Below are 23,318 nucleotides of genomic sequence, written 5' to 3'. Positions count from 1 at the left end.
CCGTATGAATGCACAAAAGCACGACATGACGGTCGCCACCGAACCGGTGGGCGAATTCCATCGGTGTTGCCATGCCATCGAAGGCTATCTGCAAAAGGCGGAACAGGCCCGACTCGACTTATTGCTACAGTACGATGCCAAACGTTTGCACGCGTGGCGTGTAAACCTGCGGCGCGTGACCGCAACCCTGGGCAAGCTAGCCAAGATTCACGGCCAGAGCATCGATCGCATGATCGATACGCTCAAGCAGTGTCGCGATGCCAGCGGTGCCAGCCGCGATCTGGATATCCTGGCCGAGGAAACCCTGCCCGCGTTTGCCGCCGATCATCCCAGCACACTCGCCTCGCCTGCCCTCTGGCAAAACCTCGAACGACAACGTACGCAGGCACGTAATACCATGCTCGATGGCTTGCGCGAAAGTTCATTGACCACGCTGATAGCCGACTTCAACGCCTGGGTGCAGCACCAACAGGCACCGAGCGACAAAGCGTTAAGGCATGCCGCGGCATCGGCCATCGCCGATGCCCACCACAAGCTGAGCAAGCGTGCCGAGAAAATCGATGGCGGTCGCAAGGCGCTGCACCGCATGCGCACGGCAACCAAGAAGCTGCGCTACACGATCGAGCTGTTTCAGCATGCCTATCCGCGCAAGGCCGTCGATACCTGGCTGGATGCGCTGTCGGAGCTGCAGGGCCAGTTGGGCAAGGCGCACGATCGCATGACCGGACAGGCGCTGGGCAGGACTCTGCTCATCGATACCGGCGATGAAGCTTTTGTGAAGAAACTGCGCCGTTGGAGCAAGCGCACCGCCCATCGCGCCGCGATCCACGCCGATACGTCTTACCGTCATATCGGCCGCCTCGAGGCGTATTGGCAACACTGATCCGGACGATGTCCGTCGCATAAAATTATTTTCATGCGAAAGATGACAGGGGACGCCCTTGTAATCGACATCATGGAACGCCACCCCTTGGCTTTCCCCATCGTTAGGAGCTCACATGGAATTTAGACGTCTAGGCGCATCCGGCTTCAAAGTACCGGTACTCAGCTTTGGCACGGGCACGTTCGGTGGCAAGGGCGAGTTTTTTTCCGCCTGGGGACAGACCGATGTCGCCGAAGCCAAACGGCTCATCGACATCTGCCTCGATGCCGGTCTCAATTTGTTCGACAGCGCCGACATCTATTCCGGCGGCGCGGCCGAATCGGTGCTCGGCGAGGCTATCAAGGGTCGGCGCGACAAGGTACTGATCTCGACCAAGGCCACGTTCCGCTTCAGTGACGAGCCCAATGACGTCGGCTCGTCGCGCCATCACTTGATCAAAGCGGTGGAGGGCTCACTCAAGCGTCTGGGCACCGACTATATTGACCTGTTCCAGCTCCATGGCTTCGACGCCATGACGCCGGTAGAAGAGACGCTCTCCACCTTGGACGACCTGGTGCGCGCCGGCAAGATCCGCTACACGGGTGTTTCGAACTTTTCCGGCTGGCACCTGATGAAATCGCTCGCGGTGGCCGACCGCTATGGCTACACGCGTTATGTCGCCAACCAGGCTTACTACTCGTTGATCGGCCGCGACTACGAATGGGAGCAGATGCCTCTCGGGCTGGACCAGGGCGTGGGAGCGGTGGTATGGAGCCCGTTGGGCTGGGGCCGCTTGACCGGCAAGATTCGTCGCGGCCAGCCGCTGCCGGAAGTCAGTCGCCTGCACAAGACCGGCGATATGGGACCGCAGGTAGACAATGAATATCTGTACCGTGTGGTCGATGCGCTCGACGAAGTGGCCAAGGAAACCGGCAAGACGATTCCGCAGGTGGCCTTGAACTGGCTGCTGCAACGCCCGACGGTATCGACCGTGGTGGTCGGCGCGCGCAACGAAGAACAGCTTCGGCAGAACCTCGGCGCGGTGGGTTGGAACCTGACCACCGAACAGGTCGCCAAGCTCGATGCGGCCAGTGCTGTTCCGGCAGTGTACCCGTATTGGCACCAGCAGGGCTTCGCCGAACGCAATCCGTTTCCCGTGAAGCTTTGAGCCATATGAAGGCGTCCCTTGCCCCGCGATAGTGGCGTGATGGATTTTGCGGTGGCGCCCCTCCCTCTCCCTGGCTTCACCGGGGAAGAGGGGGCTGGCGGTATAAGTGCGAGTACTGAAGCTTCGCTCAGCGCGCTCTCGCTCCCCTGGCGTTGCCGGAAACGGAAAACCGGGCAGTGTTATCCGAGGCTACCTAGCGGCGAGAACGAAAGAATTCCCGCAACATGTCCGCAGCCTCTTCGGCCATCAGCCCGCCCTGCACCTCGATGCGATGGTTATGGCGCTCGGAGATCAGCGTATCGAAAACGCTGCCGGCGGCACCGGTCTTCGGATCCGTGGCGGCATACACTACGCGTGCGACGCGTGCATGCACCAGCGCCATCGAACACATGGCACAAGGCTCCAGCGTCACGTAGAGCGTCGCACCTATCAGGCGATGGTTACCCAACTTGGCGCCGGCGGCGCGTAGAGCCTGGATCTCGGCGTGGGCCGTCGGATCGTTGAGTGTGATGTTGCGGTTCCAACCCAGACCGACGATGTCGTCATCGACCACTAGCACGGCACCGACCGGCACCTCGTTCTCCGCATCGCGGGCATGTGCAGCCAGTTGCAACGCCCGGCGCATATACCTTGCGTCGGTGTCGGAGAAGGAAACAGGTTGTCCGATGCTTTCGTCGGTCATGGAACGGCCGTCTTCGAGGCCGCGGTGGGGATCGGCCTCTGGTTTGTAATCGGCCGCGAGCATACTCGATAAGCGCAGTGGATGTATGGCTTGCGTATCGCAAGTCACTGGACCCAAGCAGAAAACCTGAGCCGATACCCGATAGCTACCGCATGGCCTTCAGCAGCAAGAGCATGCGATCGCGTACATCCCGCATCAGCGCTCCGCCTCGCACCTTGGCGATCGCCGCCTTGTCCGTATCGAAGGCATGCACAAGCTGCCCGAGGGGTTGCCAGGTCGAGCGCCATGCAAGCAACACACAAAGCGCGGCTAAGACGCCGAACCCCAGAATGCCCGATACCAGACGCCACGTTGCCGCATCCCTCCCCTCGCCGAGATCTGCGCGTTGATCCAGCGCGACCAGCGCGGCATGCCTCTGGTTCGACGATACCGGCATCGCCCATACGTGAATGTCCCTGGCGCCATCGCGCATTGCCACCATGCCGCCGGCGCTATCGGCCACCGCAAAGAGCGCATCGCGATGCGCTGCCAGCAGTTCGTTGAAGCGGATGTCCAATCCGCTGGCGTAGCGCACCGACGCTCCCTTCCCTCCGTCGGCGACAAGCACGACATCGCTATGCGCCAGCCGCGAAAGCTTGGCAAAGAATGCATCCGTAACCGGCTCGGCCAGGATCACATAGCCCTGCGGTGTCCTGCCACGCAACATAGGATGTATGGCCACCCAGAACATGCCGTCACCATCCAGCCACACCCCCTGCACTGGCTTGAGCTGGGTAATCGACTCGATCACCAGCGGGTCGTGCTGGATGCTCTGGCGCTCTTTGCCGACGCTGCCGATCGCTGTGATCTGCGCACCTTCGGCATCGAGCAGCAAGGCGACATCGTCGCCGTGGCGGCGCGTCTTCAGCAAATCGCTGACCGACAGATTATCCACCGCGCCACCGAGCTTCGGATCGGGAACCTGCGACTGGGTGACATAATCGACAAAGGCCGGATCGTCCGCCAGGGCTTGCGCGCGCAGTTGCAGTACTTCCAGTGCCTGCTCTTGCGCATCGCGCTCAATGCCTCCACTGGCGGCAAGCCGATCGAGCGAACGCGCCTGCGCGGCTATCTTGGCATTCCACAGTGCACCGGCTACCGCCAACACGGTACCAGCGGCAACGATGCTCCAGGCTTTCAATAATGCAAGGGTCGCGGGCTTCATCGTTGATTCTCCCGATGCAGTTCGGTCGCCACGCGCGACTTGATGGCTACTAATCGTTGCGCGATGTCGCCTTGGGGGGCATTCACCGCCTGGCTTCTCAGGCTTCCACGGGGATTCCAGAAATAAAGCGTGCCCGGTCCCGGCGGCACTCCGTGCAATACGAAGCTTCCGTTTGCCGTCACCGCAGCCATATAGGGCGTAGGCACGACCAGCAAATCGAACTCCATGAAGTGGTGCACATTGCAGCTGACCAGCACCGTACCGGGCTGGGCAAAGCGATGCTCCACCACATCGCCGACCTTCTGGAACTGGTGATCGAATACCGCGCCAGGCGTCGACGAATAAACGTTATGCAGCACTTGATCCAGGTTGGCGAACTTCACCGTACTGCCCACCGGTACCGCCATCGCGCCCGGTCGAAAATCCATGTTCACCGAGTAGACCGTATACGTACCTGGATGTATGCGTGGCACACCGGATTTGGGTACGAAGTACACCAGCGTATCGACCAGTTCGCCGGGAGCTATGGTCTGCCCTGGATTGGCCGCCAGTTCGACGTGGCCGGAGATGTCCGCACCTACGGCATGCGCGGCGGCGGCAAGTATGCCCAGCGCTATAGCCAGGCAGAAACGTTGAATACGCATAGATCCCCTGTAAGTCGCGTCGCTGATGCGGGTAGACCAGCGCGCGAGCTTATCGGGGACGTACAGATCAATCTAATTGATTGAGAAGATCGATGCGATCCGTTTGGCCTATGGCAAAGCCGTTACATTCGGTTGCACGATCATGCGCGAAGTAAAACGGGCCAGCGCGGTGCCCACGCGCACAGCTTGCCGCTCCATGCCGGGCTCGCGCAAATGCCCCTCATCGTCGAACGCCTCATGCGCATGTCCGAGTGCAACTGCATCGGGTATGACCACCATTCCCAGTTTTTCGAGCACCCCTCGGAATGCCAGTTGCGAGCGTAGTCCGCCAAACGGACCCGGAGAAGCCGACACCACCGCCGCAGGCTTGCCAGCGAACAAGGCGGTTCCAAGCGTCTTGTCGGGGCGTGGACGGCTGATCCAGTCGATGCTGTTCTTCAATACAGCCGAATAGCCGCCGTTGTACTCCGGTGTCGCCACCAGCAACGCATCGTGCTCTTCGAGCAACTGCTGCAAGGCCACCGCGCCAGGCGGCAAACCCTCCCGGACTTCGAGATCGCCGTCATAAAGCGGCAACTCGAATACGGCCAGCGACGGGACCGTGGTGACTTCCGCACCGGCATCGTGCGCGCCTTGTACGGCGACTTCGAGCAACTTGCGATTGAACGAACCCGATCTCGTACTGCCGCAGAAGGCCAATATTCGAATGCCCATGATAACCCTCTCGCCTCTCTATCCGGTGTGCCTGTCGTTCGCAGCAGTATGCCATTGACCGAGCCACCGAATGACGAAGCCCTGGGCTATTTGGGCTTGAGCGTAAACTTGATGCTCGCTTCCGCTCCTGCCTCGGCGATGAACAGAAGCTCGCCTTTCGCGCTCAAGGTCAGTCCGACTTCGATCTCGTCGATTTTCCAGTTGTTGGAACGTTGTGCAATAGCGGCGCTCAGCCCCATGACCGTATCCAGCGTACGATTCCATTGATCGCGCACGTCTTCGGCCCGAACGGTTACGACGCGCCGAAATGAAGCAGCGATCGATCCAAGTGAATGCTCTTCCGCCTGGTCGGGCGGAAGTATGGGCGGTGCTAGCGGCGCGTCCGGCACGTAGATCAGGATCTCTGAATCCTTGTCATTCATGTTTGCCGTCCTCTTTCAAAGATACGGGGTGGTATCGAGCGCAAACATGGCTTGCGCAAAGTTCAAGACGCGGCCGGAAGTAGCGCCAGTATCCGGGGACGGTTCGGAGCCGTTATAGATGCCGATAGCCGCCCCCCGGGGAAGTCTGACCAGGGCACCGGAATCGCCTGGATTACACGGGTTATCCATAAAAAACAGCACAGGAAACGTTCTTGTCTTATAAAAACCCAGCGAATTGCAGGCGCTGGCAACACGGCGACGCTGCGTACTGCTCCTGCATTCGACGTCGACGGGAATGCCTGCCGCTGGAAAGTTATGGATCGCCAATGGCGATGGCTGGATGCACGGAGCTACGGTCACGACGAACGCCGCATCGATGGGCTGCCAGAACGATCGATGCGAAAGACCCGTGCTGCCATCGCTGAGCGGCACGGAAAGGCCGGCGAGACTGGTCCCGACTGCGTGAGCCTTCGTTACTTGGGACAGAAACGGTATAGACGCTTATCTTTTCAACAAAATGATACGCATGTATATATATCTGATGGCTAATCAATGTTCCATCGGCGCACCAAGAATCATTCGCTGATATGCGGCCAGCATCGTCGGCTCTTCGATCGAGCCGTGATGATGGAGCTGACGCCAGACACCATCGATCCTGACAAACCAGCGCGTTGTACGAATGCGCAAATCGATCGCAGACTCCGGCGTTTTGCAAACACCTTGTTCTCGCCCGACAAACAGATGCCAATCGTTGCCGCCCTGACTGGTAAAGTCGTGAAATGAGACGCGCACGCTTGCCGGACCATCGAACAATTTGCCATACGTCGCTGCGATCGCCGGCCAGCCTCGCCGGATATCGCCGATCGGGTTGTCCATGCTCGGTGCCTCGCCGTCGGCCCAGTTCGCAGCAAGCCCGGGCAGATCTCGCGTGTTGAAGGCTCGGTAGAACTCGATCAACGCGTCGAGCGCGCTACCGTCGCCACGTAGCGGCTCGAATCCCATGATGCGGGTAGGCAACGTGGTCATGCTTCAAGATTCCTCGACCGTGTGGCTGCCACAAGATCGATCGCCAACGCGACGATCATTGCACCGGTACCGATAGCAAATAGCAGTGTGTAATTTCCGCCGCTTTTGATGAAAGCAAAGGAAAGCCCATAGGCAGCCGCAGCCTGACAAAGCGCAAAGAACACCGTTGCCGTGCCCCAGGCGGCTTTTTGCTGGGCCGGGTGATGCGGTAAGAGCTCGCCGATGCGCCCCAGCATCAAAGGCACTGTACCGGTCACAAAGGACCCCACGACAAGGCTCGATACGATCAGCCACGCCTGGCCCAGCCCAAGCGCGGGAATCGCTACCGCACCGGCCTCCAACAAGAACGCTAGGCGCAACGCGGCGGCAAAACCTGCGCGATCGGCAAGATAACCGGCAACGATCGGCCCGGCTGTAGCGCCGATACCGAACAACACCCAGTACTCCGAACCTATCTGGACCCCCTTGCCCAAGCCATGTGCGATAAAGTCCACGAGGAAAATCATGTGTGGAACCCAACCTGCGGCGTTCAATGCATATTCGACATAAAGGGCTCGCAATGCGCCAAGGCTGGGCGAATGGTTATGCGACACCGCTGTCGCCCCTGCCATCGCATCGTTCGGCCAGCCGCGCCAGGCAATCGCTGTCAGAACCAGAGACAGCCCGCCCAGTCCCAGCCATGCCTGCCGTAGCCCCTGCTGCAACAAGAGCGGCACCAGCGTGCCCGAGACGACGATACCGACGCCTATACCCATGAAAATAATGCCGCCCGCCACTCCACGCCTTGATGCGGGGACATGCGGCAACACCGCGGGTGCTGCCAGCACCATCAGCGCGCCACCGGCCAAACCGGACGCCGCGCGCCACACGAAGAACCAGACGAATCCAAGCGGATAGATGCATGCCAGGCACGCAACGGTGGCCAACACCATCATCGCTCGCAGTGTGATCCCCTGCGAAAGCCTGGCCGCCATCGGCCGGCCGAGCAGCGCGCCGGCTAGATAACCGGCCAGATTCGCCGCACCGAGATAAGCGGCCGCCGATGGCGCGAACCAATGGGCGTCGACGATCGCTGGCAACAAGGGGGTATACGCGAAGCGCGCCAGCCCGATGCCAATCAAGCTGGCACAGAACGCACATAGGATGGCTCGCCAGGTACGAACCGGCTGCAAGGGTGTGGCGGGATGTCGGGTTAGTTCATGGACGGTGGTTCGAGTCATAGCGGCCTTCCCTTATCGCGTGCGATGAGAGTAGGCTTCCACATCGATCATTTAAAGTGATTTGATTTGATAAGACCTATCTTAAAACAAGATTAGCAAGGTACATGAATAAATTCATATATCACATTGATTTTAAAGTGGTGAATGCATGGACATCTCGGACCTGAAGGTGCTCGAATCCGTCTCCCGGCTCGGGAGCATGAACCGGGCCGCCCAAGAGCTGCACACCGTCCAATCCAATGTGACGGCCCGCATCCGGTCGCTGGAGGAGGAGTTGGGTGTCGAGCTCTTCCTGCGCCATGCACGCGGTGTATCGACCACTGCTGCCGCCCAGCGGCTGCTCCCTTTTGCCGGGCGCATCATGAGCTTGCTGGCCGAAGCGCAAGCTGCGGCCCGCGACGATGGGACGCCAAGCGGGTCCTTGGTCCTCGGCGGTCTGGAGACAACCACGGCCTTGCGGCTATCGCCCATCCTCAGCCACTTCGCCAAAACCTACCCAGCGGTTCGCCTGGTCATCGCCACTGGCACGACACACAAGCTGCTGGACGATGTGCTTGGGTATCGTCTTGAAGGTGCTTTCGTTGCAGGTCCAGTCGATCATCCGGATTTGCATCGGGAGACCGTGTTTCGCGAGGAACTGGTCCTTGTGACGCCGCCAGCGATCCGTACTCCTGACGACTTGGCTCATGTCCCGGACTTGAAGACCATCGTCTTCCAGATCGGCTGCTCCTATCGCCAACGGCTTGAATCGCTACTGGCCGAACGAGGCATCGTCACTGCCAGACCGCTGGAATTCGGCTCGCTCGATACGATCGTCAGCTGCGTCGCCGCCGGTGTCGGTGTAACCTTGCTGCCGAAGGGCGTGGTCGCCAAAGCAAGGCGAGAAGGCAGGATCGCCATCCATGAACTGCCTTCCAAACAGGCTCAAGTAGACACCTTGTTCGTTCGCCGCGCAGATGCTTACGTATCGAGCGCCATGTCGGCCTTCTTGGATATTGCGCGATCGGACCCTGGCAAATTCGCCGCTTCCGGCTAGGTGTCGGCAATCTCGTTCTTGCCGGCATCCTTGCGCCATTGCGCCGGCGTACTCCCTGAACTGCTTGCAGGAACGACTTCAACGCGTCCGGATACACCACGCGCTGCACGTCGCGGCTGAAGCCGCTCCTGCAACACAGTGCAACTTCAGGCCGCTTTCTTGAACCCTTCCAACTGCGCGGCCAAGGCGCGCTGAAACGCGGGACGACCTTCACAACGATGTTTGTAGCTTTTCAATACCGGGTAGCTATCAAGAACGTCGGTGTGATCGAGAATACGTAGAACGTCGATCATCATCAGGTCACCGACGGTAAAGCGTCCTTCGAGGTATTCCTTGTCGCCGAGAACACGCTCCAGGCTGGCCAGCCGATCGCGCACCTGCTTTTCGATCTGCGGACGCCACTCCTTGGTCCATGCCTCCTGTGCATGAAAGAAGTCGAGGGAAGCGAGCTGCTGGATCCAGATTTCCACCGAGTTCAACGCGGCAAATACCCACGCCGTGGCACGTTCTCGATCGACGCGATCCGTCGGCAGCAATGCTTCGCTTTTATCGCCAATATAGAGGGCAATTGCCCCGCTCTCGAACAAGACCAAACCGTCCTCTTCGATCGCTGGCGCCTGCCCAAAGGGCTGCCGAGCCAAGTGCTCTGGCGATCGTTGCTCCGGCCCGAGCGCCAGCGTTCGAACCTCATAAGGCATTCCGGCTTCTTCCAGAGCCCATCGCACGCGAAACGCGCGCATCAACGGTGCGGCAAAATCCGGCACCCATTCGTAAGTCGTCAGTGTGATCATGGCTTGAATCCATCCTGCTGCGCTACGGCGAAATTTTCGGCGTAGACCTGTTGCTTGTTGAAGAGCGAGTTCCATCCACCAATATGGCTGTCGCGGCTGGCGATATTTGCAAATGGCATCTGATGAAAGGTCTGGATCGTTCTTCCGTTCTTTTCTTCCAGATCGACGGTCGCAACGGTCTCGCGATCCGGCCCTGAATTCGCGTCCCACTGAAACGTAAAGACGATCCGCTTGTTGCGTTCTACCTCGCGAATGACGCCGCTGGATTTCGACACTCCATGCTGCTTGGACACCATCACGATGCGCCACGGCCGGCCCGGCGTGAGTTCCCAGTCCAACTCGATCGTGGTGAACCTCTCCGGTCCCCACCAGCGAATTAGGTGCTCGCGGCTCTCCCAAAGCCGAAAGACGAGCGCCACGGGAGCATCGAACTCCCGCACAACAATCAATTCGTCGTCACGCATCTCGGTCATTGCTTACTCCCACCCTCCGGTGCTTTTGTGAGTTCCGCCAGATATGCATCCATACGATCGAAGCTTCCGGTCCAAAACTTTCGATAGGCCTGCAGCCAGTCATCGACCCGCTCCAAGGGAGCCGTCTCGAGCTTGCACGGCCGCCACTGCGCATTCCGCCCACGCGAGATCAGTCCCGCCCCTTCCAATACCTTTAAGTGTCGCGAGATCGATGGCAGCGAGATATCGAACGGCTCGGCCAGCTCGTTGACGGTCGCGGCGCCCTGGCTAAGACGAGCGAGAATTGCCCGTCGTGTCGGATCGGCCAGTGCGGACAATGCGAGACTGAGAGGGTCCTGCATACTTTATTTAGCCTTTGAGCTAATTAGCCTAATGACTAAATACGCTTCCCGGAGACCCAAGTCAAGGGGGATGGTGATAGCCGATGCGGGCCATACACAGCCATCTCTTAACCGCGAGCCACCTTTGAAACGCCCCTTGAAGGTCCAAGGACTCTCATTGGAAATCGGCCAGCTCATAGACCGGTCGAATTTCGATCTCGCTCGGCCCCGGCATGGGATTGGGGCAGCGTTTCACCCACGCGATGGCCTCCTCCATATCCTTGACCTCCCAAAGCCAGAAGCCGGCGACCAGTTCGCGTGTTTCGGCGAATGGCCCATCGATCACCTTCCGGCTGGGGCCATCGAACGCGACGCGCTTGGCCTGAGAAGTGGGTTTGAGACCGTCAGCCACGAGCAGGATGCCAGCATCGCGCAATTCATCGTTGAACCTGCCCATCGCCTCCATCATCTCGGCCATCCACTCAGGTGGAGAGCTCTCGTTCTCGCTGTCTTCCGTCGCTTTCACCAACACCATAACGCGCATTGTCTGTCTCCCGGGTTGAAGCCGGCTTCGCTGGCTCGTTATAAGGAAGACGATTGAAGCCTCAAGGAATCGACAACGCTTGCAAAACCCATCGGGTAAGACGATCCCGAATGACAGCCTTGCACGATACAGCCCGATCCGCCTCATCAAGCTCTTCGCATGATGTGCTCCTCCCCTGCTCAATCAACGAATGCAAGATCGGCTGCGAACTTTCATCGAGCGGTGTGAGCAACTGCTCAACTCACATCGATTATCGGTAAACGTCTGGCGGCTCACCACGCGATGCCCCTCGGGCGCTCGTAGTTGCTCGAATCGTACATAGAAAGATCCATTCCATCGACCGGAAAGGACACTCAGCGTGTACTCGGCAGGCAGGCCAGAGAATCGATTGATGATCTTCATGTCGTACATCGCAATGGCTATATCCCAATCGACGCGGATAGCTGAGATCGCGTATTGGAAAGCTTGAGTACACAATGAGACAAATCGATGTATCTGCCAAAGCTTGGTCAGGCATAGCATCGGAGGCGCTCGCTCGGCCTGGCCGATTCGAGCTACATCTGTCTCTAACTTGTATCAAGAAAAGGAGATTTCGATGAACTCGCTTCCACGCTGCAAGACAAAAGCCTCCTTGCTTCTGGCTCTCATGGCCATATCCACTTACAGTGGACTGTCGCTTGCTCAGGACACAGACGTTACCGCGCCCACCGAACGGATGACCTATCGCGACAACTATGTGTATCTGCAAGTCAAATCCGGAGATTACAAGCTTCTAAGCGGCACCTATGAGACGAAGGATCGAAGCATTACCAGCGGGCAGGATCCCAACGGAAAGAACGATCCGCCACACAGTTATGATGTAAGAGGCCATGATGGAGCTATTGGCTTCAGCGTAGGCAGGAAGGGGTCGAGCTCAGTCGCCGATTGGTTCAATCGCCTGGCTGGAGGAAATCGCAACACATACGGCAAAAGTCCCGACAGTTTGAATTTCGCTTTTACAGGCGATTTGAAACTGTCGATTCAGGGGCCCGGACTGAACCCCAATGAACCCGTGGTGCTGCCGGACATCGTGTTGGCTCAAGGTAAAAAGATGGCCGCCAATCTCTGGTGGTTTGGCGGACCCAATTGCACAAACGTCGGCAACGCTAACGTGGACAAAGCTACGTGTCGATCCTCCAACTACCCTTCAATGAAGTTCACCTTTGTGCGCGGTCAAGTAGATTTCTGGAATAACAACGCAAGCGACGAAGTCTACGTGTACATAGAGAAAGATCGTTGATGTAGCGCAGCAACAAAGCGCTCGCTCGAAAAAGCGAGCGCTTTGTTCTCTGAGTGCGCAGATGCGGTAGACCCGTTTGTGGTTCTAACCGAAACCTTGACGCTGTACTAGTGCGAGAAACACAGGCTAAATCCCCGGTCGCGATAGGCAGCGGTCAACCGAATCAGCCAACCGGCGATCCGCGCGCGCTTTTCACAATCGTGGGTACCGGCGCGCCGGCTTCGGCTAGTTTGATTACGGCAAGAATCTGGCTGCCGGTGAATTGGGACTTTTTAATAAATCCTTCCGGGCCAGAGTCTGTAAATTGGCCGACGCCCCACACCGACGCAGAACAAACCGTCTCATGTACATTATGGAGCCCACCCAATGATCGTGCGGCCGATCATATATAGATTCAATCCGACTACGACGCGCATTTCATGGTGACTACGGAATCGTAATCATCACTGCCCTTGCCAAGTATGAATGGGCGATTTTCCAAAATTTTGGGGTGAAAATCCAAACAGACGTCCCCGCGCCGCAATGTACATTCAGCCAGCCTTCCCGCGAGCGCTGGCAATGAGGATGACATAGCCACATGCTTCGCCTGCAACTTTTTTGTACAAAACAGGAGGGCAATCCATCACAAGGAGATCCCTATGCGCACAAAAATCTTCCCTTCGACGACCACGCTTACCTTTCCGATAAGCAGCGGCATGACCGTCGCAGTAAGTGAATTTTCATCTAAAATTTTTGCAACAAACGTATTTGGCCAACTCTACATATTCAACCGAAAGGTTGTGAACCTGGGAAGTGCGAAGCCACCCAGAATCTCCATTCAGCACGTGCTGCCTGACCGGCAGCTCCCTCTTGGTGGCGAGTTTACCACCATGGCGATGATCGATTGCTCTCGCACTGCACCGAAAGCATACGCAAAGGTAAGCGGGCAGCTAATCGTAATGAACACCGATACTGGTGAGGTAACAAAAACTCTACCTTATCCGGGTCTTGAGTTCTGGAGGCCTAGGTTCTCTGTCGATGGAAGCAAAGTTTACGTTCCTTTCTCTAACTCCATTAAGGTTTTCTCCGCCAACAATGACACGGAGCTGGCCCCGATCGATGTCGGCGCTTACTTCAAGAATCTCCTGTTATCTCCGGATGGCAAAAGGCTGATTGCAATGGGTGACCACGTTGCCGCCATCATCGAAACAGCAACTGGCAAGGTCGTTTCCGAACACAGGACGTCTTTCGGAGACGGATGGGTGTCTTGCATCAGTAGCGATGGGAAGAAGGTCTATATTCCAACGATAAGTGACGATGGGCGTAGTTACATTGCCGTTGTCGATTCCAGCAACCTCAAAGAGGTCGGGCAAATTGCAGGTGGCGGCGGCGGATTTATGGGAGACTTATTTGGCGGCGTGGCCAGTTCTCCTCATCACCCGTTCGCTGTCGCTTGCGATAACCATTTGATGTTGATAATCGATAGCCGCACGGACCAAGTCGTGGATGCGATTTCTATGTCGGGAGGGGTGGAACTTATGGATGTCGCTATTGACAAGTATCTAGTGTCCTACGTAAATGCCAGCGACAAATTTGTCGCTGCCCGCTTTTATGGCTAACTAATAGGTTGTCGGGCAGCTTTCCTCTGGATCCCCTGATCGAGAAGTTCTCGGAAGGGCACACAAGATAGCTCACAGCAGGAGCGACTTCAGCGGTGGCCACCTAGCCATGCGCTGCACGGTCGCGGCTGAAGCCGCTCCTGCAAGCTAGCTCAATTCCTATGAATTAATGCTCTCGGAGTGCACGGCGGGCTGATCGGCTTGTGTTAATCAAACACCATATTCAGCTCGTGCGATATCGGCATTGGGGCTAGCGTGGCGATGGCGGAGCGGGTTGGCTAATTTTCAACCCACTACCATCGGCAGGCGGCCCGTCACGATACTCAATATTTACCTCATCGTACGATCCATCCAATCTGAATGCTTTTATGGCGTACAAGCCTTCGCGGCTCGGCGGATCGAATAAGCAGCCCCAATTGCCGTTTTCAAGCAACTTAAAATCATCGGAATAGCAAACCTTGATAGGCGTAGATGCATCCTTCGAGAGTTCGATACGAGTGACAGGTTGCGCGTTGGCATCCGACACCTGAACGTCGAACCCCTCGTTCATGTAGAAAAATAGCCCATCGGGTGGAAATTTTATGAGCCCGACATGCACTCCTATTTGACCCAACTCATTGTCGTCCAGAGGGGAAAATGCGCTTCCTCGCCCCCCAGCCTCCCACATTGATGCTTGATCAAGAGCCGCGGCTTTCATAATTCGCTTTTGGGCACGAAAGCGCTCACTTACTTTCAGCTCGGTGAGCGCGGCGCCACCCGAATCTCCCGGCTGTGTAACTCCCCCCGGAGGAAAATCAGCAGGCACAGATCCTGGCCATTCGCCTAGGTACATAGGGGTCGTAAAACCAGTAGGTATGACCTGCCACCCCCTTAACTGCACAGTCGCCCGATGCAAATGGTGCCACTCGTTTGTTGCATCGCCTGACAGTCCGGACGCGCCGTATGCGACAAAGAAATCATCTTGATACGCTCTGTAGCCGTGAAACAGAGGAAAGTTTTGTACTCGATCATTTGATCTTTCCAACTCCAGCAGCACGATGTCCGCACGGCTTGATGGAAAGGCGTTCACGACGCTATAGAGATATCCAGACTTGACATCCTCCCCTTTTTGATAATTTCCTGGAGTGGTAACGGAGATACTTCTGGCGTCAAGCAAGTTGTTTTTGTCGTCAGTCCACAGGCAATGCTTTGCCGTCAAAACAAATGTTGACGACAAAAAAGAACCCGAACACTCACTCTCATTAACCCCGCCAAGATTGATGATCACCACCGCTGCCCAGGCGGGCACGTCATCTTCTGCGACTCTCTCACCGCCGGCAATATCGTTGGATATAACTGCGTGTGCGAGAGATATTTTTCTCGCGAACGCCTGCTCCGTCGCCCATGGCGATGACGTAGCGATGAGTCCAGCAAAAGAGAGTCTAAGAATTTGACCCACGCATGAAGCGGCCTTTGTCGGCATCGTCACCCTGCTCAGTATTGAGGTGAACAACAACTCAACCAGTCTGTACTGTTGAAACGAAATCGCTGCCAACGGCTTGCCAAGGAACGGCGCATTAGATCACAAAAGGAAAGAACAATAATTTGAAGGATCGCCAATTTCTTTTGGGTTCCAGGTCTCCCACAAACTTGCGTTACCCTGGGTTTGACCTCACGTCGAAAATAGTCATGTGCAACGCATTCGCGCGGCATGGCTACCCCTGAGCGCGTTACCCCTGTCGATCACTTACGCGCTCATTGCCCTCCCCGCCTCCCGGACACGCAGGGAGGGCATTCTTTTTTACACCCGCACTTCATCCTGCACGCAAGTCATCGGTGAAACGGCGCCGTGTGCAACCCCGCACAGAGGGACACAACAAGCCCTCAAACAAAGGATGCCCTCCGAGCCTCGTGCCCCGGCTTCGCAAGCCAGAAAATTCCTCTTCTGATCACCGCCTTGAGCCCCCTCGCCCCTCTCATCACCACGCAGTGCTATTAGTGTGGCGCAGCGGGTTCATCGATGCTTAGCCCGTCGCCGGGAACTACTCGCGTCGGATTGCTCGTGAGACTGAGGACTTCAATACTCACCTCATCATACGAGGTGTCCCCGTCCCGGTAGGCGCGTACCGTATAGACCCCTTCCTGCCCTTGCCCGGCGGGAAGGGGCAGCGGGCATCGATAGACATTTGGCGACACGGGGGTGAATTGGTTGCAGGTATTGATGACCGTTCCCCCTTGATCAACCAGGCCAATGCTTTTGATCGGCTGACGGCTGCCTGGCGTGACATCGACATCGATGGTTCGCCCTCCCGTGCAGTTCTGCCCATCGCGAGGCGCCAAGATCATGCCAATGTATTCACCCATCCATTGCATTGCATTGTGGTCCAAGGCCGCTGCTTCATAGTCGTCGCCGCTGCCTCCACTATAAACGCCAATGGCTTTCGCAACGGGTACCCACGTTGGAAAATGGAGAGACGACTGCATGTAGACGTGCGCCGTACCCCCCGAGTCCCCGGGTTGACCGAGCCCTGGGGGCGGAAATTTTCTGGGATCCAGATTCTGAGTGTACTCATCCTGTGAGTACATAACCCCTTCATACGCGGCTCCTTGATAGCCCTCACGGGCATCTACCATTCCAGTCAACTGAACGGTCGCCCAGTACAAGGCCAGTGTGTCATTTTCCCACCCGCCAGACCGCCTGCTATTTCCATAGATAACGGCGGGGACCTGAGGTGTCATAGACCTGTGAAGCGGTTGAGGGTTCCAACGATAGCCATGGTAAATCGGGAAGTTGCGCATCTGGTAGTTGAGAGGGGTCGCCAACTCTACGAGCGCAATATCGCCTTGATACGAGGAGTAGATATGAGCGGTGGGATAGCCATCCTCAATCTTGATTGTTTCCTTGAAATTGCCCGGCGTGATAACGGCGACGTTCTTCAGTTCAACATTACTATTGCTCATTCGATCGAAAATGCAGTGCCGCGCGGTCATGACAAACCGCGTCGACAAAAACGATGCGGAACACCCCATCAAACTGGGCACTTTTTGGGCTAGGACGATTGCGGCCCAAATGGGCACCTTCTCCACGGGCTGACCTCCCTGTATATCGTTTGACACGACTCCTGGCCTGATCGAGGTTGCCGCAGCGAACACATGAGACGTTATTGCAAGCCCAAGCAGGAACGTGGCCAACATGCTCTTACTCATGATCGTGATCCGTGCATCAAATGAATCGCCCCGGGTCTGCCGAAGGCTGCTGGTTGGTTTGAGTCACGCCGCGGCAGGTAACGCGCCCTCGGATTGATAGTACTCATCTTCAACCTGCGCAAGTGTGCGGTAGCCCATTGAGGAGAGTAAGCGTCGGTGCCCCCATCCACCCAAGCTGTCAGCCGATAAATCGTGGCACCGTCGTTTTGTACAGGTGTGGTAGGCAGATATAGATCGACTTTCTCGGGATTGCCTCCCCACAACATGGCACCTCCAATCAGCTGTTTGAGCGGATCAACCTGGCTTTACGTCAGTACCGAAGGTGCGCCGGATATCGGTGATCGTAGTTCCAAGCTGCAACAGCGCTACCTGAACCTTTTTCACCCTCGCTTGATCCCAATCAGGTACTCCAAACGTGCCATGCTGCTCTTATCTGACCATCGTTGCATGCAGCAAGGCATGAACTTGCTCGACATCCTCCTTGCTTGAGAAATCCACAAGGCAATGGACTACCGCAATCGCACAGCGCATGCCAACGATCTCTGTGGCAAGAGTATACGTGCCAGCCCCGTAAGAATTAGCTCAGGTGTATTGCTGTGGCGTACTCGCAGTAACCACCAGAAAGCCAGCGAGCCACCAAGCGGGCTCTGCGTTCTACATTAACATTCTCGGTATTTCCACCATTTCACCAAGGAACGGTTCGCCCCATGCGGTCGAGGTACTCCAGACCGGGCCTTCCTCGCTTCAAGAGCAGTACATTCACGATGTCGGGGATGGCTTCCTCAAGGCTGCATGGTGCTTCCGGCCCACCCAGCGCGGTGCGAATCCACCCGGGAGCCAACAGCATCAATGCACGGGTCTCCCCTGCATGCCGAGCTGCATAGCTGCGCATGTATTGATTCAAGGCCGACTTGCTGCCGCGATAGACCTCATGTCCGCCTTTCTCGTTGCTGGCGATGCTGCCTTGCCCAGACGACATGACGCCGATCAGGCCATTGGCAGGAACCAGGTCCTGCAATGCTTCGACGACGCGCATAGGTGCAAGCGCGTTGGTGAGCATGACGCGTAGGAACTCCTCCGTAGATACATCGGCAATGGTTTCATGCTGATGGGTGTTCGCCGTTCCGGCATTCACGAACAGAATATCGAAACTGCGACCGGAGAGACGATCATGCAAGGCGAAAATCTGCTCCTGTTCGGTGATATCGAGCTGCTCGATCTCGACGCAGCCTCCGTTTGCATCGGCTAAATCATGCAGTTCGGTTCTGGCATTTCCGCGTACGGTTCCGACGACGCTCCATCCCCTTTTGAGAAATTCCGCCGACATAGCGGCCCCAAGGCCACGCGACGCACCGATGAGCAAAATGCTGGGGCGAGGCTTACGGCTAGTTGAGTACATCATGGCTGCAACCCTTTCATATGACTGACAGCCATAGATTCTGGAGGTAGATCATAGCTTGCACCAGACGCGTGTGATGCAATAATGGATTGCATCAAGTGCACAGTTGAATCGAGGGCTGACCGTGATGCAAAACGTGGATTTGAATCTCCTCACATCGTTGGACATGTTGCTTGCCGAGCGCAACGTGACAAGGGCGGCACGCCGGCTTGGCTTAAGCCCCTCTGCCATGAGCAGGACGCTCTCCAGGCTTCGGATAGCCACAGGAGATCGACTGCTCGTACAGGCCGGCAGGACACTCGTTCCGACTCCTTACGCCGAGCAATTGACCGAGCATGTGCATGAACTTGCACGCAATGCCCGCGCCGTGCTCCAGCCCGTCAGTAGCGCCCTTGACATTGCGACCTTGGAACGTACGTTCACGATCCGGGCCAACGACGGGTTTGTCGATCTAGTCGGCCCCTCGCTAATCGCCGCGATCGCCCGGACCGCGCCCCATGTGCGCATCCGTTTTATTCCGAAGCTCGACAAGGATGCGCAGCCGCTTCGCGAAGGCATGATCGATCTGGAGATCGGGGTGATTGGAACCAAGGCACCGGAATTGAAGACACGGCTTCTTTTTCAAGACCGGTTCGTCGGTATTTGTCGAACGGGCCATCCTCTTTTGAGAAGGCCGGGCGCGACCGCCAAGCGCTACGCCAGCTATCCGCATGTGGCCGTCTCGCGCAAGCGCCAATTCTCCGGCCCGGTGGACGATGCCCTGGATCGGCTGGGCTTGCGCAGAACAGTTGTCATGGTCGTGCCGGCCTATGCCAACGCAATGCGGATCGTGCGGCATTCGGACCTTATCGGACTTGTCCCGGGTTCGTGCTTAGGCATGGGATCACCGGCTGACGCCGCCATAAGTGCCGGCCTTCAGCACTTCGAACTGCCGGTACGCACTCCTCCAATAAAGGTGTCCGCTATTTGGCATCCTCGACTTCACGCAGATCCCGCCCATCGCTGGCTCCGCGACACCATCTTGACGGTTTGCACGGACGCATCGTAGCGGAAGGTGGCGGACTGGTAATCGGTACCGTCAAGATACCCCTCCCATAGCTCCGGCGGACACGCAGTATTTGAATTCCCGAAGTACAAGCGTCCCTCGTCCCACTAGCCGCTCACATTGCAGTTGGTACAAACACCGCTACGAGTGAGCGCGCGCCAGGGCACTATGCGCCTATCCGAGGAGACCGCCCTTTGAGCAAGCGCCGATTTCATTGATTTCTTGCGCGCACGCCAAGTGCCCTGACCTACATCAGGGACTGGAAATAGATTCGAGGCTCATGCGTCTCAATATTGCCCAACAGCCTGTTATCAGCCGTTCCCCATGGCTGGCTGCCCAGGTAGCGATGCGCTTGTCCGACGAAACCCTCGATCTCTCGCCATCAACGCCTCCGGCACGTGCGGTAAGTCTGGTAACCATCTTGATTCGACGCAGGCGAATCCACCGCTCAAAATCCACAAGTCAATGCGAATAGACCTCACCAGTAAAACGTTGCGCCTTTAGACACAAGGGACTTAGACAATTTGAGCCTTCGAGGGGAAACGTCCGAAGTGGCACCCGTCAAAGTCGGCGAAAACCCTGATTGCCTGGCATTCGAGTCAACGCCGAGCCAAGCCCAATCTCATGTCTGGGAAGGTGTAGAGAGCAGACGGCGGGCACCTACGGCTGCAGAGCTATGGTGAAGGCGCACTCCAAACCACGAACAGTGCCATGCACTGGCGGCGAAGTCGAAGTGGTACGAAAATCCCTCAGCCTCCCGGCTATGCCGGTTCGATTCCGGCCTCGGGCACCCATTCGGAAGCCGTCCCTGCTAATGCAAGGACGGCTTTTCGTTGGCAGGCGCTGTTTGGTAGCAGGCGCCCCCTTCCCCCCTGTGGACAGAGGGAGGAGCGGTCTGCGGCCACTCTTTGGAATGACGCTAGTTCATTCCCACTCGATCATCAACAGGTCTCGCAAGCCCGCGTGGTTAAAGGGATTGGCTGTGATCGACATAGGTCGTTACCGTCGCTTTTACCGCCAGAACCGGACGTTTTTTGCCGGCGCGGGAGATGGAGCGATGCGTGAGGAAGCGACGTTTTTGACACCATCATCAATCAGAGTCAAAGATACCGGAAGATTGAATCTGTTCCCACTCTTATGATCCGCGGCCACGCTACTTCCTTCCCTGAATCAGCCGAAACGGTTCAGCCTGATACCGGGCATCGTGCAGCGCATCGTGATCGCCCTTCAGCGTGGGATGCGCGATGCGTCACCACATCCATCGTCGACGCCATATACAGCTTGATCGTCGCCACGTGTCGGCCGCAAGACAAGCGAGCACCCACTTAAAAGTGGTTCGTAGATGGCATCTCAATACTTAATCCACTATTTTTTTCATCTAAAGAAGCATTGAAGTTGGCACGATTAAAGATGGTTACCTCGTCATAGGACGTATCCCCCTCTCTATAGACCCTTATGCTGAAGGTTGCATTTTCATTGGCATGACTGAGCTGACAGCCAAGATCGCCGGTGGGCAGCAGCTTTATCTGGCTTCTCGAACAAACTGACGTAACATCATCACCGCGCTCGTCTTTATAGATGAGCGCAACATTTTTTACAGGTTGAGCCTTTCCGAGAGGATCACTATCGACATCGGTCATGGATACGGGAATATCTTCGCCACCATAGAACACTTGGCCATCGCGAGGGGCTGTAATCATTACGACCCGCTTACCGAGCCAGCGGACGACTTCATCGTCAAGCTTGGTGTAATAGGCTCGACCTTCGGGGTGTCCTGACGAGCCTACGCCAATGGCTTTTCTCAGTGGCGTGTTTTTCGGCAAATAATCGGAGCATAAAAAGGCGTGAACCGTTCCTCCCGAATCTCCAGGAAGAGCGTAACCGGCAGGAGGTAGCACGTAGGGAACTGTCGGCATGACGGCGTAACGGCTCAAACGGAATGCAGGCCCACCATACTTATCTTGCGCAGAATGCTCCTTCATCATCATGGCTGCCCACCTTAGTTTCTTGTTGATCTTGTCTTGGCTACCGCTCCTGAAAATGGCTACGGGCGTATTTTCCCGAAACGAGTAGCCGTGATAGAGAGGAAAGTTGTCAACCTTAGATGGCAGAGGTGTTTTCAATTGCAAAAGCGCGAGATCCCTGTCAACGCCAAGGGCTGTTTTCTCGCCGTTGTTGCCGACCTTGGCAAAATACACATCTTCAACGCTTGCGAAACCTTCTGCTTCGCTGGGATGGTGACTAAAATTTCCAGGTCTTGTTACATAGACGTCTTCTATCGGTACGCCATTCACACAATGCCAAGCCGTTAGGATGAATCGCGTGGAAAGTCGTGACGCGGAACAGTCGGCGACTGAGAGGTGAGCGACCGTTTCCACAAGCGCAGACCAAAGGAGGCTATCGCTCGGAGCACCCGCGCCATCCGCTACATCAATGGACGCTGGCAACCTGGCGGATAGTTCCCCACGAGCGTAAGGCATTGCAGAAGTTGCGCCGCCGAAAATAACTAGTGCTAACGCAAGGATAGCTTTTTTAAGATTTAGCACTACGCGTCTTCTCCAGTCGCGGGTAAAACGAAGGGGCTACGACATTCGCCGCTCAAGATACCCCTCCCATAGCTCCGGCGGACACGAAGTACTTGAATTCCCGAAGTACAAGCGTCCTCCGTCCCATTAGCCGCTCACATTGCAGTTGGTACAAACACCGCTACGAGTGAGCGCGCGCCAGGGCACTATGCGCCTATCCGAGGAGACCGCTCTTTGAGCAAGCGCCGATTTCATTGATTTCTTGCACACACGCCAGGCGCCCTGACCTACATCAGGGACTGGAGATAGGTTCGAGGCTCATGCGTCTCAACATGGCCCAACAGCCTGTTATCAACCATTACCCATGGCTGGTTGCCCAGGTAGCGATGCGCTTGTCCGACGAACCCCTCGATCTCTCGCCATCAACGCCTCCGGCATGTGTGCTAAGTCTGGTAACCATCTTGATTCGACGCAGGCGAATCCACCGCTCAAAACCCACAAGTCAATGCGAATAGACCTCACCAGTAAAACGTTGCGCCTTTACCCAGCGCACACGTGATGCGATAGCGGAAGGTTCCATTCGTCGCCCCGAGGGCAAGTAAATACATCGAAAAACACCATTTCTTGCGCCCCCGACTTCTCCATGTGATACTGGATAAACTTGCTGACCACGGTCTTCGACGTATTTGCAAGCACTTCGGTCTGCGTATCGGAAAAAAGAATATGCCTCTACTCGTTCGAGGCTTTCGATACTTTCGCGGACCTCGCCTTGACCACTTCATAGGGTGAGTTTGTCACGATCGTGCGTTGGCGCTCAGGGGAAATCGAAGACGACACGGATCTGCTTTCCCCACGAGAACGGCTTGCCGAACTGCCTTAAACGTCTGAGGCTTGGCCGATTGCGTGACCTATGCTGGAAGCAACGCCCAGACCGACCACAAATAACGAAGAGTGCAAGAAGGTGGTGCTCATTCGGTATCTTTCCTTGGCATAAAGCTGCGGAATGTCATCTATTTCTGCCGAGAAATACACATCTTCTACTTGCCAGGCACACAGTTGAGACAATTCGCTCTTATTCGTTACCTGTGCTACACGCAGCGACTGCGGCGAAGCCCGTACAACGTGAGAAAGGCGATCCAGCGTCCGCTCGAACATGGGACTATCCCTGCATGGCGAGGAT

General features: G+C 56.7%; 23 protein-coding genes. 6 read left to right on the top strand and 17 right to left on the bottom strand.

The annotated features are described in order from the left end of the window. Positions 1-4 precede the first annotated feature (4 nt). Both VIM98_RS09825 and VIM98_RS09820 read left to right on the top strand, forming a co-directional pair. Positions 5-883: a CHAD domain-containing protein gene (locus VIM98_RS09825; protein ID WP_331992921.1), complete on the top strand. Its 879-nt coding sequence runs from the start codon at positions 5-7 to the stop codon at positions 881-883. 115 nt (positions 884-998) lie between these two features. Continuing rightward, entirely contained in the window at positions 999-2,030 is a 1,032-nt protein-coding gene (locus VIM98_RS09820) for an aldo/keto reductase (RefSeq protein WP_331992920.1), read from the top strand. 193 nt (positions 2,031-2,223) lie between these two features. Here VIM98_RS09820 and tadA read toward each other — a convergent pair whose 3' ends face one another. From tadA to VIM98_RS09780, 8 genes are all read right to left on the bottom strand, one after another. Next, entirely contained in the window at positions 2,224-2,712 is a 489-nt protein-coding gene (gene tadA, locus VIM98_RS09815) for a tRNA adenosine(34) deaminase TadA (protein ID WP_331992919.1), read from the bottom strand. A gap of 145 nt (positions 2,713-2,857) precedes the next feature. After that, on the bottom strand, positions 2,858-3,916 hold the full coding sequence (locus VIM98_RS09810; RefSeq protein WP_331992918.1) for a hypothetical protein: 1,059 nt from the start codon (positions 3,914-3,916) through the stop codon (positions 2,858-2,860). Further along, a complete protein-coding gene (locus VIM98_RS09805; RefSeq protein WP_331992917.1) occupies positions 3,913-4,560 on the bottom strand; it encodes a hypothetical protein in 648 nt (215 codons plus the stop codon). The genes VIM98_RS09810 and VIM98_RS09805 overlap by 4 nt, the downstream gene beginning before the upstream one ends. A gap of 108 nt (positions 4,561-4,668) precedes the next feature. Beyond that, positions 4,669-5,274 carry an NAD(P)H-dependent oxidoreductase gene (locus VIM98_RS09800; protein ID WP_331992916.1) on the bottom strand — a complete coding sequence of 202 codons (606 nt, stop codon included), beginning with the start codon at positions 5,272-5,274 and terminating at the stop codon, positions 4,669-4,671. A gap of 86 nt (positions 5,275-5,360) precedes the next feature. Then, entirely contained in the window at positions 5,361-5,696 is a 336-nt protein-coding gene (locus VIM98_RS09795) for a Pepco domain-containing protein (protein ID WP_331992915.1), read from the bottom strand. Between the two features lie 15 nt (positions 5,697-5,711). After that, positions 5,712-6,128 (bottom strand): hypothetical protein, encoded by a 417-nt coding sequence (locus VIM98_RS09790; protein ID WP_331992914.1) that lies wholly within the window; start codon positions 6,126-6,128, stop codon positions 5,712-5,714. 117 nt (positions 6,129-6,245) lie between these two features. Continuing rightward, on the bottom strand, positions 6,246-6,722 hold the full coding sequence (locus VIM98_RS09785; RefSeq protein WP_331992913.1) for a YybH family protein: 477 nt from the start codon (positions 6,720-6,722) through the stop codon (positions 6,246-6,248). After that, positions 6,719-7,942, bottom strand: a complete 1,224-nt coding sequence (locus tag VIM98_RS09780) for a YbfB/YjiJ family MFS transporter (RefSeq protein ID WP_331992912.1) — start codon at positions 7,940-7,942, stop codon at positions 6,719-6,721. Before VIM98_RS09780 ends, VIM98_RS09785 begins: the two co-directional genes overlap by 4 nt. 148 nt (positions 7,943-8,090) lie before the next feature. Between VIM98_RS09780 and VIM98_RS09775 the strand changes: the two genes are divergently transcribed. Beyond that, positions 8,091-8,978 (top strand): LysR family transcriptional regulator, encoded by an 888-nt coding sequence (locus VIM98_RS09775; RefSeq protein WP_331992911.1) that lies wholly within the window; start codon positions 8,091-8,093, stop codon positions 8,976-8,978. A 146-nt stretch (positions 8,979-9,124) separates the two neighbouring features. Here the strand turns inward: VIM98_RS09775 and VIM98_RS09770 are convergent, their stop codons facing one another. The 4 genes from VIM98_RS09770 to VIM98_RS09755 all read right to left on the bottom strand — a co-directional run bounded on the left by VIM98_RS09770 (position 9,125) and on the right by VIM98_RS09755 (position 11,106). Then, complete coding sequence (locus VIM98_RS09770) at positions 9,125-9,769, bottom strand: glutathione S-transferase family protein (protein ID WP_331992910.1); 645 nt, start codon at positions 9,767-9,769, stop codon at positions 9,125-9,127. Continuing rightward, the gene (locus VIM98_RS09765) at positions 9,766-10,242 is read right to left on the bottom strand and encodes an SRPBCC domain-containing protein (protein WP_331992909.1); all 477 of its coding nucleotides are present in this window, start codon (positions 10,240-10,242) and stop codon (positions 9,766-9,768) included. The genes VIM98_RS09770 and VIM98_RS09765 overlap by 4 nt, the downstream gene beginning before the upstream one ends. Beyond that, positions 10,239-10,559: a metalloregulator ArsR/SmtB family transcription factor gene (locus tag VIM98_RS09760; protein WP_331992908.1), complete on the bottom strand. Its 321-nt coding sequence runs from the start codon at positions 10,557-10,559 to the stop codon at positions 10,239-10,241. The genes VIM98_RS09765 and VIM98_RS09760 overlap by 4 nt, the downstream gene beginning before the upstream one ends. A gap of 178 nt (positions 10,560-10,737) precedes the next feature. Then, a complete protein-coding gene (locus VIM98_RS09755) occupies positions 10,738-11,106 on the bottom strand; it encodes a YciI family protein (RefSeq protein WP_331992907.1) in 369 nt (122 codons plus the stop codon). A 595-nt stretch (positions 11,107-11,701) separates the two neighbouring features. Between VIM98_RS09755 and VIM98_RS09750 the strand changes: the two genes are divergently transcribed. Further along, entirely contained in the window at positions 11,702-12,385 is a 684-nt protein-coding gene (locus VIM98_RS09750) for a hypothetical protein (RefSeq protein ID WP_331992906.1), read from the top strand. A gap of 638 nt (positions 12,386-13,023) precedes the next feature. Beyond that, positions 13,024-13,983, top strand: a complete 960-nt coding sequence (locus VIM98_RS09745; protein WP_331992905.1) for a YncE family protein — start codon at positions 13,024-13,026, stop codon at positions 13,981-13,983. 250 nt (positions 13,984-14,233) lie between these two features. Here the strand turns inward: VIM98_RS09745 and VIM98_RS09740 are convergent, their stop codons facing one another. The 3 genes from VIM98_RS09740 to VIM98_RS09730 form a co-directional block, all read right to left on the bottom strand. Beyond that, a complete protein-coding gene (locus VIM98_RS09740; RefSeq protein WP_331992904.1) occupies positions 14,234-15,445 on the bottom strand; it encodes a trypsin-like serine protease in 1,212 nt (403 codons plus the stop codon). Between the two features lie 512 nt (positions 15,446-15,957). Continuing rightward, positions 15,958-17,169, bottom strand: a complete 1,212-nt coding sequence (locus VIM98_RS09735; RefSeq protein ID WP_331992903.1) for a trypsin-like serine protease — start codon at positions 17,167-17,169, stop codon at positions 15,958-15,960. 685 nt (positions 17,170-17,854) lie between these two features. Next, positions 17,855-18,568: an SDR family oxidoreductase gene (locus VIM98_RS09730; protein ID WP_331992945.1), complete on the bottom strand. Its 714-nt coding sequence runs from the start codon at positions 18,566-18,568 to the stop codon at positions 17,855-17,857. A gap of 127 nt (positions 18,569-18,695) precedes the next feature. Between VIM98_RS09730 and VIM98_RS09725 the strand changes: the two genes are divergently transcribed. After that, complete coding sequence (locus VIM98_RS09725) at positions 18,696-19,616, top strand: LysR family transcriptional regulator (RefSeq protein ID WP_331992902.1); 921 nt, start codon at positions 18,696-18,698, stop codon at positions 19,614-19,616. Between the two features lie 1,322 nt (positions 19,617-20,938). On the opposite strand, the gene VIM98_RS09720 is transcribed toward VIM98_RS09725, so the two are convergent. Both VIM98_RS09720 and VIM98_RS09715 read right to left on the bottom strand, forming a co-directional pair. Beyond that, positions 20,939-22,093 (bottom strand): trypsin-like serine protease, encoded by a 1,155-nt coding sequence (locus VIM98_RS09720; RefSeq protein ID WP_331992944.1) that lies wholly within the window; start codon positions 22,091-22,093, stop codon positions 20,939-20,941. A 921-nt stretch (positions 22,094-23,014) separates the two neighbouring features. Continuing rightward, positions 23,015-23,293: a hypothetical protein gene (locus VIM98_RS09715; protein WP_331992901.1), complete on the bottom strand. Its 279-nt coding sequence runs from the start codon at positions 23,291-23,293 to the stop codon at positions 23,015-23,017. Positions 23,294-23,318 lie beyond the last annotated feature (25 nt).

Origin of the sequence: Dyella sp., assembly GCF_036568765.1 — a bacterium.
Classification (GTDB): domain Bacteria; phylum Pseudomonadota; class Gammaproteobacteria; order Xanthomonadales; family Rhodanobacteraceae; genus GSA-30.
Note: the sequence above shows the minus strand (reverse complement) of the source record. Positions and strands in the feature narration are given on the sequence as shown.